At 63.2% G+C, this 16007-nt stretch carries 12 protein-coding genes and 4 pseudogenes; 2 read left to right on the forward strand and 14 right to left on the reverse strand.

The annotated features are described in order from the left end of the window. Window positions 1-252 precede the first annotated feature (252 nt). Window positions 253-795, forward strand: a complete 543-nt coding sequence (locus DB708_RS04790; protein ID WP_165839733.1) for a DUF732 domain-containing protein — start codon at window positions 253-255, stop codon at window positions 793-795. On the opposite strand, the gene DB708_RS04795 is transcribed toward DB708_RS04790, so the two are convergent. From DB708_RS04795 to DB708_RS04865, 14 genes and pseudogenes are all read right to left on the reverse strand, one after another. Continuing rightward, window positions 792-1202, reverse strand: coding sequence for a cupin domain-containing protein (locus tag DB708_RS04795; RefSeq protein ID WP_108920802.1), 411 nt, complete (start codon window positions 1200-1202; stop codon window positions 792-794). The two genes, DB708_RS04790 and DB708_RS04795, sit on opposite strands and share 4 nt — an antisense overlap. A gap of 6 nt (window positions 1203-1208) precedes the next feature. Next, a pseudogene (locus DB708_RS04800) lies at window positions 1209-1966 on the reverse strand (SDR family oxidoreductase). 78 nt (window positions 1967-2044) lie between these two features. Further along, entirely contained in the window at window positions 2045-2581 is a 537-nt protein-coding gene (locus DB708_RS04805) for a cupin domain-containing protein (RefSeq protein ID WP_235616631.1), read from the reverse strand. Between the two features lie 105 nt (window positions 2582-2686). After that, the gene (locus DB708_RS04810; RefSeq protein WP_108920803.1) at window positions 2687-3457 is read right to left on the reverse strand and encodes an SDR family NAD(P)-dependent oxidoreductase; all 771 of its coding nucleotides are present in this window, start codon (window positions 3455-3457) and stop codon (window positions 2687-2689) included. A 79-nt stretch (window positions 3458-3536) separates the two neighbouring features. After that, window positions 3537-3917 carry a nuclear transport factor 2 family protein gene (locus DB708_RS04815; RefSeq protein WP_108920804.1) on the reverse strand — a complete coding sequence of 127 codons (381 nt, stop codon included), beginning with the start codon at window positions 3915-3917 and terminating at the stop codon, window positions 3537-3539. Continuing rightward, complete coding sequence (msrB, locus tag DB708_RS04820; protein ID WP_108920805.1) at window positions 3914-4393, reverse strand: peptide-methionine (R)-S-oxide reductase MsrB; 480 nt, start codon at window positions 4391-4393, stop codon at window positions 3914-3916. The genes DB708_RS04815 and msrB overlap by 4 nt, the downstream gene beginning before the upstream one ends. 18 nt (window positions 4394-4411) lie before the next feature. Next, entirely contained in the window at window positions 4412-5182 is a 771-nt protein-coding gene (locus DB708_RS04825) for an SDR family NAD(P)-dependent oxidoreductase (RefSeq protein WP_108920806.1), read from the reverse strand. 290 nt (window positions 5183-5472) lie between these two features. After that, a complete protein-coding gene (locus tag DB708_RS04830; RefSeq protein WP_108920807.1) occupies window positions 5473-5691 on the reverse strand; it encodes a ferric uptake regulation protein in 219 nt (72 codons plus the stop codon). A 152-nt stretch (window positions 5692-5843) separates the two neighbouring features. Next, a pseudogene (locus DB708_RS04835) lies at window positions 5844-8781 on the reverse strand (MMPL/RND family transporter). Then, window positions 8778-9203: an MmpS family transport accessory protein gene (locus DB708_RS04840; RefSeq protein ID WP_201263429.1), complete on the reverse strand. Its 426-nt coding sequence runs from the start codon at window positions 9201-9203 to the stop codon at window positions 8778-8780. The pseudogene DB708_RS04835 and the gene DB708_RS04840 overlap by 4 nt, the downstream one beginning before the upstream one ends. A gap of 142 nt (window positions 9204-9345) precedes the next feature. Then, complete coding sequence (locus DB708_RS04845) at window positions 9346-10797, reverse strand: MFS transporter (RefSeq protein ID WP_108920808.1); 1452 nt, start codon at window positions 10795-10797, stop codon at window positions 9346-9348. A 339-nt stretch (window positions 10798-11136) separates the two neighbouring features. Next, window positions 11137-11580, reverse strand: a complete 444-nt coding sequence (locus DB708_RS04855) for a cupin domain-containing protein (protein WP_108920810.1) — start codon at window positions 11578-11580, stop codon at window positions 11137-11139. Window positions 11581-11591: 11 nt separating this feature from the next. Continuing rightward, a pseudogene (locus DB708_RS04860) lies at window positions 11592-12511 on the reverse strand (NADP-dependent oxidoreductase). A gap of 29 nt (window positions 12512-12540) precedes the next feature. Next, complete coding sequence (locus tag DB708_RS04865; RefSeq protein WP_108920811.1) at window positions 12541-12786, reverse strand: hypothetical protein; 246 nt, start codon at window positions 12784-12786, stop codon at window positions 12541-12543. 310 nt (window positions 12787-13096) lie between these two features. On the opposite strand from DB708_RS04865, the pseudogene DB708_RS04870 reads away from it, so the two are divergent. Then, window positions 13097-15866 (forward strand): annotated as a pseudogene (locus tag DB708_RS04870) (helix-turn-helix transcriptional regulator). The last annotated feature ends 141 nt before the right edge of the window (window positions 15867-16007 follow it).

A 16007-nucleotide genomic window follows, 5' to 3' on the forward strand; every position in this document is an offset into this window, starting at 1 on the left:
AATACGGGCAACGACAAAGTCGTCATCCAAGTCAACGACGTCTGCGGCCAACGGAGCTGCCGGGAATTGAAACCGATACTCTGCCAGGACATCTGAACTGCCGATTCGTTCCACGTCGACACGGTTTAGCCCTGCTCGTTCGCGTGGCCTTGCCGCCGCGAGCGGGAGATGGATGTAACGAATCGGTCAACCGAACCGAAGTGTCAGGAGTGCGCAGCTGTGCACTTCCCCCAAAGCACTGAGGAGCAATGCATGACGGCATTGATGATGTCCCGCGCACGGAACCGGCAGACGGTTCGTCGCGCCTCGGCGGTTCGCCTGTCGGCGCGATGGGCAGATATCATCACTGCTGCTTTAGCAGGGCTTCGTCCAGTAGCGGTTGCGGCGGGCATTATCGCGGCTGGATCGACGTTGCCTGCTCTCGCGCAAGCCGACCCGTCGAACGACCCAATAACCACCGCACTGAACGGCGCAGGAATTGCCAACAGCGGCTCATTCAGCGACAGGATTGCCAGCATCGGTCAGTCGATCTGCCCGTCGCTGGTGAAACCAGGTGCGACCCTCGCGTCGATCACATCGCAACTATCTGGGAACACCGGACTTTCGCCGACGATCGCCGGGATGGTCGCCAGCATGGCGATACAGACGCAATGCCCGGGCGTGATGACGTCGCTCGCCCACGGGAACATGCCGTTCCCGATGCAAGCGCCCGGCGCCCATCCCTTTCCGTCCTTCCCATTCCAGTCTCCAGGTGCCGGCGCGGCTCCGAACCCGCTGATGTTGCCGGGTCGCTAGCCTCGCACGACGCGCAGTCCCTTTCGCTCCTCAAGCTCCTCTTCGGTAACCGGTTCGAGCATCGGTTGCCCGGGCCGGCACAACAATGTGAGGACGAAGCTGCAAACGATGTCAGTGCGATTGTTGGCGTCCTGATAGTGGATCACGTCGCCGCCGGGTCCCCAGAACGCGTCGCCGGCGCGAAGGACCCGTGGTGCTGCACCCTCGAGCTCGAACAACATTTCACCGGCAATCATGTAACCGAATCCCGGGCCGCCAGGAAGGCGATGTGGCGGGTAACCGGGTGCGCCCGGTGGATGGTTGATGAGGACAGTCAAGACGTGGGCATCCTCAGGTATCAACGGTGACTGTACTTCCTGCACTACCTTGATTGTCGATTTCGATTTGGAGCCCGTCGTATCCAACATTTTTCCCTAAATGCGGCGGCTGGAGTCTGCGTCGATCCAGTCGGAGTATCGAGTAGCGAAGATAGTGGCGGTCTCGTCTGGTGCGAGGGTGTGATCGTCGATCACCGCACCGAAGTACGGCGCCTGGGCGTCAGTCACAACCCGACGTTGATCACCATTGGCGGCAAGGCCCAAGCGGACAAAGTCGTCCATCCCCATTGCTTCGGGTCCAGCGATCTCCAGTACTGCGTTGGTCGGGCGCGCCACAGCCGCGCGGGCCACGGCGGTGGCGACATCGTCGGCGGCGATAGGACGGAACAATGCAGGTGGCAACCTGACAACGTCTCCGTCTGTGGCGGAATCTGCCAAGCCAAGCGCGAATTCGTAGAACGGAGTTGCTCGCACGATCGAATACGGCCGGCCAGAATTCTTGATCAGGTTTTCCTGAGCTGCTTTAGCCGTGTTGTAGCCGCTATCTGGCATGACCTGCGCGCCCACCACCGACAACGCCACATGGTGACTGACTCCAGCTTCCTGTTCAGCAGCAAGAAGATTCGTGGTCGTGGTCGTGAAGAAATGCATCACGGGTTCATCGTCGAACAATGGCGAGTCGGCGACGTCGACCAGGACATCTGTGCCGTCGACGGCGTTGGCTAGGCCCGCACCGGTAAGTGAATCGACACCCGATCGGCGAGAGGCGCGATCACGTCGTGTCCCTGCGCGCGCAGCTTGGTCGCTACTTTCGAGCCGATAAGCCCACCACCGCCAATGACTACGATCTTCATGATGAACCTTTCAGGCTCGGGTTTGACTAGTTACCGCCGACATTGCTTGGGCATAGCGAGATTTCGACACCCTACGGTTCATTGCCAAATAGGCACACCGGGAAATTCTAGGCCGAAGCGTTTGCATAGTTCGGGGATACTGTCGACATCCATCTCCAGTTCATACCGCGCACAGAGTTCATCTAGGTTCTCTGTCGATATCTGGTCCACACCGCCGAGGTCAGAAAGTTCATCGAAGAACTGCTCGAATCCCGCGGGGGAGATGATCTCAAGGATGCGGGCGGGCTCATCGCCCGCATTCCAGAAGGTATGCCATTGGCCTCGTGGCTTGAAGATGAAGTCGCCGGGTCCGCCGTAGAGCACCTCGTCGCCAAGCAAAGCGCCTACCCGTCCCTCGATGATCCAGCTGTACTCATCTTCGTTATGGTGACGATGCAGCGCCGAGGCTAGCGCTCGCGGTGACATCGGATGCTCGAGGACGGAAAACCGCCCTTCCGCCGCAACCTTATCGACGATGTGGCGAACACCGACCGTCCCCAGGAACACCGACTTGCCCTCGGTGCGGCCAACGGACTTAGCCGGCGGGCCACCCGGCCTCAGGATGTCATTTGTCACTGGAATCCCTTCTCAACGATGCGCCTCAGCTGGGTCCGCGGTCGATTGTCCAGCGCCCCAAAATGTTTCGGCCCAGTTCCCTACCGTGCCAGGACCTCCATCGGGTTAGTTGCGGCCGGCCATGAAGCCTCCGTCGACGTTGAGAATCGCGCCCGTGACCCAGCTGGATTGTTCGGAGAGCAGATAGGTGACCGCGTTGGCGACGTCGGCGGGGGTGCCGACTCGCCGCAGCGGATGCAGTGGCGCGAAAGCGTCAAGCGTCTCGTCGATCTCGCCCTTGGGGACCCACCGCTCGAGAGCGGGGGTCTTGACGGCGGCAGGTGCCACCGCGGTGACCCGGATCTCGTGCACAGCAAGCTCGATGGCCAGGTTGTGGGTCAGCGCATGCAAGCCAGCCTTTTGCATCGAGTGCCCACACGATGGGGTCAGACCAATGGCCTGATGTGCCCACATGCTGCCGATGTTGACGATCGCACCGCCCTCCCCGCGCGCGATCATGCCCGCGACGACGGTCTGCGTCAGGAAGAACAAGGCATAGTTGAGATCCAGGTACGAGTCGTAGAACTGCGCGTCGTACTCGAGAAACGGCTTGGGGATGAAGAATCCGGCCGCATTGACCAACAGTGTCGCATCGCCGTGCTGCTCAGAAATCGCACGCTGCACATCGGCAACGGCGGTGCGATCGGTCAAGTCGGCGGCGATGCCCCAGGCCTCGCCACGCCGGCCCTTTAGTTCAGCGACGGTGTCGTCGACACGCGCTTTCGAGTGTCCGACGATCACCGCGCTCCCGCCGTGATCGACGACGTCGATCGCGACGTGGCGGCCCATGCCGGCACTGCCGCCGACAACAATGACCTTCTTGGCGTCAAAATGCATGTGCGGGGCTCCTTCCCGATTCTCTTGGCGACCGCGACTGGACCGCCGTTCTTCGTATCGACTGAGAATTGGCTGTCGCCTAAGCGCCCGGAGCGATCGCACAGGCTGCGACACAGACCCAGGTGCCCGCACGCTTCTGATATGTGTCCGTGTACAGAGCTTCCTGGTCCACTCCATCGGAGAGCGTGGTGTATGTGGCGCGGGCGTGGATCAGAGCAACGTCGCTGAGGATGCGGATGTTGACGTCGTGCACAGCAAGATCCCTGAAGGGGCGCGGCTTACCGATGTAGTCGAGGAACTCTTCACGGTTGCGGGTGACGCCAGGAGTCTGCACGATGAAGTCTTCAGCGAGGAACTCGCTGAAACGCTTGACGTCGTTGAACTGGTCGGAGTGGACGTAGTCATTGTTGAGTTGCTCGAGGATCGCCAGATCTTCGGTCAACTGCTTGGTGTCGTTCATTTTCCTGTTCCTTCCCTGTGCGCCGGTACCGCGTTCGTGAACAGACTCTGGTACTGGCCGTAGCCTTCGGCGTCAAGGTTGTCGCGGTGGATAAACCGCAGCGATGCCGAGTTAATGCAGTAGCGCAATCCTCCGGCTTCTGTTGGGCCATCCGGGAATACGTGTCCCAGATGGCTGTCGGCGTGGGCGGAACGCACCTCGACGCGGTCCATTAAATGGCTCCGGTCTCGCCTCTCGACGACGTTATCCGCGTCGATAGGCTCGGTGAAGCTGGGCCAACCGGTACCGCTGTCGAATTTGTTCACCGAAGCGAAAAGCGGTTCACCAGAAACAATGTCAACATAGATGCCGGGTTCATGGTTGTTGTGATAATCGCCGGTGAACGGAAGCTCGGTGCCGTTCTCCTGGGTGACGTGGTACTGCTCGGGGCTCAACGCATCAACAGCGGCAGGGTTCTTGTTATATTCGTGTGGCACGGATACTCCTCCATCGGGTTAGTTGCGGCCGGCCATGATGCCACCGTCGACGTTGAGAATCGCGCCGGTCACCCAGCTCGCCTCATCAGACAGCAGATACATGACGGCGTTGGCGACGTCGGCGGGAGTGCCAACACGTCCCAACGGATGCAATGGCGCGAAAGTATCTAAGGTGGCGTCAATCTCGTCTTTGGGGATGAAGCCCTCGTAGAGCGGGGTCTTGACGACAGCCGGCGCCACCGCGTTGACCCGAATCTTGTGCCCGGCAAGCTCGATGGCCAGGTTATGGGTCAGCGCATGCAAGCCGGCCTTTTGCATCGAGTATCCCGACGATGGGGTCAGACCAATGGCCTGATGTGCCCACATGCTGCCGATGTTGACGATCGCACCGCCCTCCCCGCGCGCGATCATGCCCGCGACGACGGTCTGCGTCAGGAAGAACAAGGCATAGTTGAGATCCAGGTACGAGTCGTAGAACTGCGCGTCGTACTCGAGAAACGGTCTGGGGATAAAGAATCCGGCCGCATTGACCAACAGTGTCGCATCGCCGTGCTGCTCAGAAATCGCACGCTGCACATCGGCGACCGCGCTGCGATCGGTCAAGTCGGCGGTGATCCCCCAGGCTTGGCCACCCCCGCTCGTCAGGTCGGTCACGGTGTCGTCGACACGGTCTTGCGAGCGTCCGACGATCACCGCACGGCCGCCGTGGCGCACGATATCAACGGCGACCTGCCGGCCCATGCCGGCGCTACCTCCGACGACAATGACCTTCTTGGCGTCAAAATGCATATTCGGGTCCCTTCAGGCTCTCCTGACGGCTCCGACCGAACCGCCGTTCTTCGTATCGACCACGCCGTCATACCGAGACTGCTGCCCGGCGGGGTGAGCCGTCATCACCCCAGGAGTTGTTTCACCCGGGCGAGTTTTGGCGGCGCGAGGTGAACCGACGTGTGGGTGGCTGAGAGCCAGAAAGCCGAAAAGCCTGTGCGGCAGATGAGGCGGACTGCGAGGTCACGGATACCGAGAAGGTCGCGCGGTGGAGCCGGCGTGCGGCGATGTTAAACGCGGTGTCGATCGGTCTACGTTTTGGAGTGCGCCGTCTTGGCGGCCTCGCGCTGCGCCTTTTCTTTCACATGGGTGGAGCAGCGATGCCCCATATCGCAATGGAACCGGTCACTACATTCACGCGAACAATAGACAGATGCCACCGGAAGCCATTCCGGATCAGAAAGGTCACGCGGCCGGGCGTCCGGATGGAAGGTATGGCCGCAGTGTACGCAGGTCTTGGTCTTGACCATAAAGGTCAGACTACGCGCGTTGACCCCATCTCGGTGGCGTGAAATCAACCAAATTCGTTGGCGCCATTCGCAAATTCGTTAAACAAGCTATGGACAAGACGTGTTGTCGGTGCAGCCCAATCCGCAATCGGCAGCGCGGACAATATCGGGTGCTATGTCGGCGGGACCCCGTGCCGCGGCTGGTGTAATAGAGCACGAACCAGCGGGCGCGGCCCGACGGACCGAAGCATCTGGCTGGCCGGGCGGACCCGCACCCGTTTCGGCCACCAGAACCAGCGTCCCATCACCGTCATGATCGACGGCGTGATGAGCGATCGGACGACGAAGGTATCGAACAACAGGCCGATTCCGATCGTCGTGCCGAATTGGCCGATCGCCCGCAGATCGCTGGTGATCATCGTGCCCATGGTGACGGCGAACACCACACCGGCAGCAGTCACCACCGGGCCGGTCACACCCATACCACGGATGAGTCCCGTTTTCAGGCCGGCACCGATCTCCTCCTCTATCCGCGACACCAGCATCAAGTTGTAATCGGATCCCACCGCCAAGAGCACGATCAACGCGAATTCGGTTGCTACCCAGTGCAACTGGAAATTGCCAAGGTGCTGCCAGATCAGTGTCGAGAATCCGAAGGCCGCCCCTAGCGACATCACAATGGTGCCGACGATGACGCCCGCTGCGACCAAAGCGCGGGTGACGATCACCATGATGATGAAGATGAGCACGATCGAGGCCACCCCGGCGATCATCAGGTCGTACTTAGCGCCGTTGGCGATGTCGTAAAACGTCGCGGCCGTGCCGCCGAGATAGATATCGGCGTTCTCCAGCGACGTGAGTTTCAGCGCCTCCTTGGCCGCTTGGCGCTCCTGATCGACGGACGCGATTCCCTTCGTCGTCGCCGGGTCCACCGCGTGGGTGATGATGAAGCGAGCGGCTTTTCCGTCCGGCGATACCATCAATCGCAACCCCAACTGGAAGTCAGGGTTCTGGAAGATCTCGGGTGGCAGGTAGAACAGGCTTTCTGTGCGAGAGTCGTTGAAAGACTTGCCCATCACGGCGTTAGTGTCGGTCAGCCGGTCGAACTGATCGATCAGGCTGTCGAACGAGCTGTAGATGGTCAGCGTCGTGTCACGGATCGCCTTCGTGACGGCGATATTCTCGGGAATGATCGCCAACAATTCGCGGGTGGCTGCAGCCGTGTCGGTGAGGTCGCTGGTGAGGGCGTGGAACTTCTCGGCCAGCCGATCGAACCCATCCAGCGCGTCAAAGAGCGATCGTAGCGACCAGCAAATCGGGATGTCGTAGCAGTGCTTCTCCCAGTAGAAGTAACTGCGAATCGGTCTCCAGAAGTCGTCGAAATCCGCGATATGGTCCCGGATCTCGTCCGTGATGGCAGCCGTCTCCCCCGTGGTTTTCGAGCTGTCGTCCGCGGCACTCGCGAGCTTCTGGGTCACCGCGTACTGGCGCTCTAACAGGGCGCGATCTGGGTGTCGAGGAAGCCGGTGATCTTCTTGATGTCGCCGACACGGGACTTCAGGTAATTGAGGTTGTCGCGGATCGGCGCGCTTTGCACACTGAGTTGGAACGGAATCGATCCGTCTTGGATTGGCGGCCCGAGTGGTCTGGTGATGCTCTGCACCCGTTCGATGCCGGGCACCCGGAAGATCGCGCCGGCAATCTTGTCCAGGACCAGCATGTCGGTGGTGTTGCGCAGATCGTGGTCCGATTCGATCATCAGCAGGTCCGGGTTCAAACGGGCCTGGGTGAAGTGTTGATCGGCCGCGGTGTATGCCTTCACCGACGACGCGCTCTGCGGCAGGTAATACAGGTCGTTGTAGCGCGGGGTGAAGCCCGCCAAGCCCAGGGCGCCGACGATCGCCAGGATGACGGAGATGGCGAGGATCGGCGCCGGCCACCGCACGATAGCCGTCGCCAGACGGCGCCACCGGGTGTAGTTGAACTCGCGCTTCGGGTCGAAGAGGCCGAACCCGCTTGCGAACGCGATCAGCGCCGGCGTCAGGGTCACCCCGGCGGCCACCACCACCAGCAGACCCACGGCGCACGGAAACGCCAGCGAACTGAAGTACGGCAGCCGAGTGAAATGCAAACAGGCCAGCGCCCCGACGATCGTCAAACCCGAACCCAGCACCACCTTGGTGACCCCGGCGAAGGTGTCGTAGTAGGCGGCTTCGCGGTCCAGCCCCGTGCGCGGCCCTCTTGATAGCGGCCGACCATGAATATCGCGTAGTCGGTACCCGCCGCGATGGCTAACGCCGTCAGCAAGTTGACGGCGAAAGTCGACAGCCCCATGATGCCGGTTTCGCCCAGCAGCGCTACCACGCCTCGGCCGGTGGCCAGTCCGACGAACAGGATGACCATCGTCAGCAGCACGGTGCCGATGGATCGGTAGACGAATATCAGCATGATCGCGATGATGATGATGGTGATGATCGTCATCTTGGCCAGGCTCGCGTCGCCGACAACGATCGTGTCGGCGGTCAGGGCTCCCTGGCCGGCGACGTAAGCCTTCACCCCTGGCGGCGGCTTCGAGTCCGCGACGATTTTGCGAACCGCGGCAACCGATTTGTCGCCGACGGCTCCGCCTTGGTCACCGCGCAGGTTGACCTGGACGTAGGCGGCTTTGTGGTCGTAGCTCTCGACACCCGAGGACGTGAATCGCTGCCCCCAGAAATTCAGCGCATGCTCAACGTATTCGTGGTCCTGCTGCAGCTTTGTGACCAGATCGTCGTAATACCGGTGAGCCTCCTCGCCCAGAGGTTTGTCACCGACCAGGGTCACCAGGACGAGGTTGTCGGAGTCGTACTCCTTGAATTTCTCCCCGATGTGCTTCATCCCGGTTACCGAAGGCGCGTCGGACGGCGAAAGCGGCACCGAGACGTCCTCGGCAACCTTCTCCAACTGTGGGACAAAGACGTTTACGCCGACCGCGATCAGCAGCCAGACCACGATGATCGGCAGCGCCAGGACGCGGAGGGTGCGGGCCACACGTGGTTTGCGCTCGACTACGGTGCGCTGCGGGACCGGGATTTCGTCGGTGTCCTCAGCGTCGCGCGCGTCGCTCGTCATGCGGATTTGTCCAAGCAGGAAACCTGCGCGTCGCGGGTGTTGACGACCTGTTGTTGGTCGACCAATTTGCCGTCGACGGTGATCCGGCATCCGATGGAGGAGCTGTCACCTTGGGCGACGACGTAGGCGAAGATGCCGGGCATCTCGGCGACGATCGTCGTCGACCATGGCAACGCGGTGAAGTTGGCCTTCTGCGGTAGTGACTCCGCGTCCATCCAGTTGACGACGCCGGTCGTACCGGGTGGTCCAAATATTTCGTATACGGCGGTCTTGGCCGCATACGGCGGGGTGGCATCGCGGGGATCAGGCTTGGGCAAGCCCGGTCCCGGGAAGACGCCGTTGAGTCGGTCCACTGCAACGCCGCCGATAATCAGAGCCGCGACTACGACCAGCGGAACCCAAGCTCGCTTAAGAAGTGTCAGCAACCGAGTGCCTCCCACTCCGGAATACTCGATGGGCTGACATTAGGACAGATCGTTGACCACGCCACCGCAGGGCAAACGCCATAGTGGTCGCGCTGATTCCCGCCGTGGCCACCATACCGGCGCGCCGTGGCAGCAGCGTTCATCTCGCAGCCGAAGCGCTGCTGGCCAGGGCGGGTTGCACACCGGGCCGGTCGCGGCACAGCGCCGCGATGTCGCAGGGAACGGGTTGGCACCCGGCGGGCGGGTTGGTTATCAACAGCGCGGCGCACAACGCGCCCAACACGAATAGTGCCGCGCTCACTTCTAGCACGTGGGCGAAACCGGTGGCGCTCGGCGTGCCAACGCTGATCAGGCCTATGGACCCGATCGACATCAGCGCGGCGAGCCGCGAGACGGCGTTGTTGATTGCCGACGCCAGGCCGCTGCGTTCGATCGGCACCGAGGCCAGCGTCACCGACGTCAGCGGTGTAATAGTCGCGACCAGCCCGATGGCCAACACGGTCATCCCGGGGACCAGGTCGGCGATTGCGTGGAATCCATTGGGTTTCGGGCGAATCAGCAGCAGCCCGATCCCCGCTAGGGCGGGGCCCGCGATCAGGAATGCTCGTGGTCCCACCCGCGCGGCGATGCGGCCGACATGACGGGCGAACACGAACGACACCACCGGGATCGGCAGGGTGGCCAGTCCGGCCGCGGTGGCGGAGTATCCGCCGATTTCTTGGGTGTAGAGGGCGATGGCCAGCGATCCCAGTGTCAACGCGCCGTAGACGAACGCGGTGACGAGGTTGGCGGCAGCGAAGTTGCGAAAGGTGAACAACGGCAACGGAAGCATCGGCGACTTGCTGCGGCGCTGCCAGCTTACGAACCCGCCGAGAGCAGCAATCCCGATGACCAATGGTGTGCTGACCATCGGATCGGTCCAGCCATTGCGTTGTGATTCGATCAACGCATACACGGTCGCGGACAGCCCTACCGTCGAAAGGCCCACCCCGGCGGTGTCGACGCGGGCGCCTTCAACCCGCCCCGACATTGGGCACAGCCAGAACGTCAGCGCATATCCGATCCCCATGGGGATCGCTGACAACACGAAAATCCAACGCCAGCCGAGGAAATCGACGCACATCCCGCCAAGCAAGGGACCCAACGCGAAGGCGGTTCCCGTCCACCCCGTCCAGACACCGATCGCAGCAGACTGGTGCGCTTTGTCGAATACCGTGTTGATCAGCGCCAGCGAGCCAGGCACGAGAAACGCCGCACCCAGGCCCTGGATAAGGCGCGCGGAGATCAGCAACGCCGGTGAGCTGGCAACGGCCGCCAGCACAGAGCCTGCCCCAAAAGCCAACAGCCCGAACCGCATTACTGGAACGCGCCCGAACAGATCCGAGATGGACCCGCCGGGCAGAATCGCGGCCGCCATCGCCAACAGGTAGCCGTCGATGACCCACTGCTGCATCGCCAGACCGCCGCCGAGGTCGTGCTCGGTGGCCGGCAAAGCCAGGTTGATCACGGTGGAGTCGAGAAACGCAACCATCGACACCATCACCGCGACCACCATCGCGCGCCTGGTCGGTGCCGTGTCGCGCAGCGTCATCGCGAGCTCACCATCGGTCGAAATGCAGCCACGTGGTTCCCAAGCCCTGAGAACGCGCGGCGAGCAGGTAGCTCCACGCCGAAATGCTCGGCGATAAATGCCGCACTGTCGGACGATCCGGTCCCATGTGCGGCTGTACACATCGCCGATCGCACGACGCTGAACGGGTCGTGGTCAGCAGTGCGTCGATGGTCAAGTCGACTTTCGCGTAATCGCTCATGTCGGCGGGATGGCGGTGCCGATCTGAGCGGCCACTCCGGTGTAGATCGGGGTAACGATGGTCATCTCTCGACTCCTTGCTGGTGTGGAATCGTTGACGCGGCTCGGTGCGTACAGCTGTTACGAGCCAGTGACTTTCGCGTCGTCAGCGGTGGTGAGCGGACCGTCTCCGGTGTCGACCAGGAAGACTGCGAGCAATTCAGCGGGTTCGGTGGCACTGGCATTCTCACTGATCGTGTGGTGCGCGCCCGGAGCTTCGCTCCACGTCTCACCGGCCTGGTAGACGCGTGCAGGCTCACCTTCAACTTGGCTGCGGATCGCTCCGGAAATCACGTAGGCCATGATGAACGCCGATTTCGCGTGGTGGTGAGCACCGCTTTTGGCTCCGGGCGGATAGCTGACGGTCACTGCCTCGAGTGACTTGCCCGCAACATTGGCAGGTTGATTGAAAACTGGCCGGACAACCGGGTTTTGACCTGAATTCTGTGGCGTCGGCTCGGTGTGAGCCGCGGGCGCGAGTATCACTGCGACTGCCAATGCCGCCAATGGGATCTTTAAGGCCATTTTGGCTACCTTCAGTCTTCGGCTACACGCAGGATCGTCTTGCCAGGGGTGCGCTTGCCGGGAGCAAATGCGGCGGCAGCTTCGGCCAGCGGTAGCACGGCACCCACCACCGGCTTGAGGCGCCCATCCCGCACTCGTGTTGCGAGGTCGGCGAGTTGGCCGCGATCGGCTTCGACAAGGAAGAAAATCGCCCGGCCGTCGCGCGGCAGGGTCTTTGGCGGCTCGGCGATGGTGACGAGCGTTCCGCCAGCCCGCACCAGAGCCGCCGAACGGGTCAGAATGTCTCCACCGATCACATCGAACACCACGTCGACTTCGCCTGCGTCTTCCAGCTTTTCGGTCTCCAGGTCCAGGAAGGTGTGGACGCCGAGCTCCGCTGCCCGGTCTCGGTCTGCGGTGCGGCCGGTACCTATGACACGCGCACCGACCTCGCCAGCGAGCTGCACCGCGATCGACCCAACCCCACCCGCGGCACCATGGACCAGAACCGTTTGCCAGCGGCCAGGCGGCCGTGGTCGAACAGGCCCTGCCAGGCGGCCAATCCAGAGATCGGCAGCGCCGCGGCCACCGTATGGTCGATGTCCATCGGCAGCGGTGCGAGATTCCGGGCTTCCATAGCGGTGTACTGGGCTAGCGAGCCGTTGCGGGCCCAGTCAGTGAGTCCGAACACTCGCTGACCGACACTCAAAAGGGTAGTGCCGTAACCCAACTCAACCACCACCCCGGACAGCTCGTGGCCGGGCACGCTCGGTGTCCGGTCACGGCCCGCACGATCGATCCAGGTGTGCGGCCAGTCAAGTTCGCCGGGTGTGAAGCCCGCGGCGTGTACGCGCACGATGACTTCGTTGTCGGCCGCCTCGGGATAGGGCAGCTCCGTCAGCGACAGGCCGGCGACACCGGCGTCGCGATCTGAAACCGTGATGGCTTGCATTACATGATCTGGAACAGCGATGGCTTGCATTACGGGTCCCTCCTGATGTGGGCATTTGTTGTCGGGTCGGCCGCGAGCTGCGGTTGCACGCTGATGAGCTCAAGGCCTAGATCACGGACCCGATCGAGCAGTCCGTAAAGCTGCGACTGGTCGCGAATTTCGCCGGTGAACACGGTTTCGGTCCCGGCGGCTTCGAGCCGCATCCCTTCTAATGCGGACCCGAGTCGCTCAGTCACGCGGCCGCGAATGCAGATCCGGTACATCGTCGACTGCATGTAACCCTCCGCTCGCCAACTGCTGATCCAGCGTTCATCGCGGCGGGGTGATTCGTCATCACCCGGAGAGCTAATTCACCCGGGTGAGTGCAACGGCAGCACTGGGCAGACGAATGGAATCAGGGTGGCCCGCCAGCGTTCCGCCGTCGCCAGCACCGCGGATGGCGCAGCAAACACGCCTCCTCCTACACTGACTACCAGCGCTAGCGGTGGCGAGGACTGTGGACGACACAACCGGGAGGGTTTACGCCCACCGACTTCACGTCGGAGGGCGGTAGTTCGCGTGAGCACCGCGAGGGCGTCAGGGAAAATGCGGATACCGCCGATTCGCGGGCGGGCGGGCGAGCTGAAGGTGATCAGCCGGCTGATCGCGGCGGTCGCGCAGGGGCGCGGGGGCGTACTGGTCATCGAGGGCCCGCCGGGCATCGGGAAGAGCCGGTTATTGACCGAGGTCTTGGCGCTCGCCGAAAAGGCAAGTGTGCGAACACTGTTCGGCGAAGCGTTCGAGTATCAGCAGACGGTGCCGTTTTTCTCGCTGTTCATGGCGACGCTGCGCGCCGATCCCCCGGTTGGAGACGCCGAGGCGCTGCGCCGGCTGGGCGGCTCAACGGACCTGAGCTATTGGGTAGTCAACGATCTGCACAATGCGATCAACGCGGCGGCTGCGGTGACCCCGCTGGTGATTGTGTTAGAGGACCTGCACTGGGCGGACAAGGGCACGCTGTTGGCGATGCGGTCGTTGGCCACCGCGCGGCCGGATGTGGCGGTGTTATGGGTGTTGACCGCGCGCACCGGGACCGGCGGACCGGCGGCGCACGAGACCTTGTCGGCGTTGCACCGCCAGAACGCCACTTTCTTGCAATTGGCGGCCATGACGCCGGACGCGGTCGCCGATATGGTCCAAGACGCGGTGCGGGCGCGGCCGGATCCCTCACTCCTGAATCTGGCCGCCAAGGCGCACGGAAATCCGTTCCTGGTGAGCGAGCTTGTCGGGGGTCTGGGCGAGGAGGGCCGTCTGAATGTCAGCGGCGGCCTGGCCGTGGCAGCCGGTGACGGGCTGCCGCGACGGCTGGGCGCCGGTATGCAGCAGCGGCTGGACCTGCTCTCCAATAGTGCTTCCGAGGTGGTGTGGGTGGCCGCGGTGCTGCCGGACCGGTTCTCGGCCGGCTTGCTGGCCGCGATGCTGGAACGCTCGCCGACGTCGTTGCTGTCGGCGCTCGAGGAGGCGGTGCGCGCGGATCTTTTCGTCGAAGACGGCGAGCAGTTGAGGTTTCGGCACGACCTGTTGCGCGAGGCCACCCGGCAGTCGCTGCCGCAGTCGTTGCGGCGAGCGATGGAGCGCCAGTCGGCGTCGGTCATGCTGGGGATGGGCGCCGCGCCAGCCGAAGTGGCCACCCAGCTGGCACGCAGCGCCGAGCCGGGAGACCGGGAGGCGATCAATGCACTGCGCCAAGCCGCGCAATCCGTCGGCCGCGGCGATGCGAGCGCGGCCGCGGACTTGAGCAAACGCGCGTTGCAGCTGTTGCCCGCCGACGACGCTGAGCGTGGATCCCTGGTCGCGGAAACGGCGGAGTGGCTTAACCGGGCCAGCCGCTATGGCGAGGCGGAAGAATTGGCCGCCGTGGCCATCGCGGAGGCGGCTTCGCCCGAAGTCGAGGCTGAGATCCGCCTCCGGCTTCCGACGCATACCAAGCACAGCTCGCCGCGTCGGGTAGCGGAGAACCGCCGAGCGCTGCAGTTGAGCGGCATCAGCGAGGTCACCCGGACACGGCATCTGGCGTGGCTGGCCTTCAACCTGGCGTTGCAGGACAAAAGCGGGCAATGGCGCACCGCAGCCGACGAAGCCGCCGCCGCTGCAGCCGCCACCGGTGATCTCGAGGCCACCATCATGGCCGAGGTCACCCACGCTTTGCTCGATTCTGGCGAGGGGTATGCGGCCCGCGCCCTAGCCCGCCTCGAACAGCTTCGCCCCATCGCCTACACGAATGAAACGGCCTTGGCACATGCCTATGCCGGGATGTTCCACGCAAACCTGCTGGCAGTCGTCGGCCGATTGGACGACGCGACCGCCCGGGTCGCCGAAGGCATAGGGCAAGCCAGCCGGGAAGGCAACTCGTTGGCCCTTACTACCTGGACCGTCTTCAGTGGCTGGGTCCACCTCGCTGCGGGGCGGCTGTCGGCCGCTCGCGACGCGGCTGATTCTCTGCCGCCCCCACAGCCGACAGGCGCGACTGAGCAGGACGTACATCGTATGCTGACCCTCGCTGAGGTGGCGGCGCACACCGACAACCGGAGCTTGCTGCAGCAGACGGCCAATGATGCACGCGATGCCCACTCCGTGGGTTCACCTGGCCAACATCGAGCATCAGCGTATGTGCTGACGCGGGCGGCGTGGTATCGCGACGACGTTCATGAGGCAGCGCGCTGGCTTGGCGACATCAGCCTGCTGGGGACACCCCTTTTTCCCCCATGCGTTGGTGCGGCTGATCTTGGCTGCGCGGGTGGCCTCGGCCGCCGGTGATGCCGGCTTGCGCGCGCGGGTCCTGCAGGCCGCCGAGGTGCTTGAGCGTGAACGACCTGCGGTGCCGCTGTTGGCGACGGTGGCTCGGTATGCCCGCGGGATCCTCGAACACGATGCAAAGGCGCTGGTGGCAGTTGCGGAGTTGCTTCGCGCGTCTTCAAGGCCGCTGCTTTATGCCAGCGCTGCCGAGGACGCCGGAGCCGAGCTGAGTCGCGCACAGCGCGACGCTGAGGCGCTTGGCCAGCTCAATGCGGCGTTCGACACCTACATCGAGTGCGGGGCGACCGCCGATGCCCGCCGGGTCGGCCGCGCGTTGCGCGGGTTGGGCGTGGAACGACGCATCGTCAACCACCCGCGGGCAAAAACGGGCTGGGACAGCCTCACCGAATCGGAACTCACCGTGGTCCATCTGATCGCCGAAGGCGCGACCAACCGCTCCGTCGCGCAACAACTGCACCTGTCCCCTCACACGGTGAAGACCCACGCGCACAATGCGTTTGCCAAGCTCGGCATCACGTCTCGAGCTCAACTGACGCAACTCATGCGCCGCCCGGATTGACCGGTCCGTCAAAAATCCAGGCCACTAGCCATACACCGACCCGGCCCTAAAGATCAGCCGCTGGGCGATTGCGGCGGCGGTGCCCGCGCTGCCAACGTGTTCAGTGAGTTCTGGATCGCCGCGACCAGCCATCGCATCGAT

Origin of the sequence: Mycobacterium montefiorense, from assembly GCF_003112775.1 — a bacterium.
GTDB classification, from domain to species: domain Bacteria; phylum Actinomycetota; class Actinomycetes; order Mycobacteriales; family Mycobacteriaceae; genus Mycobacterium; species Mycobacterium montefiorense.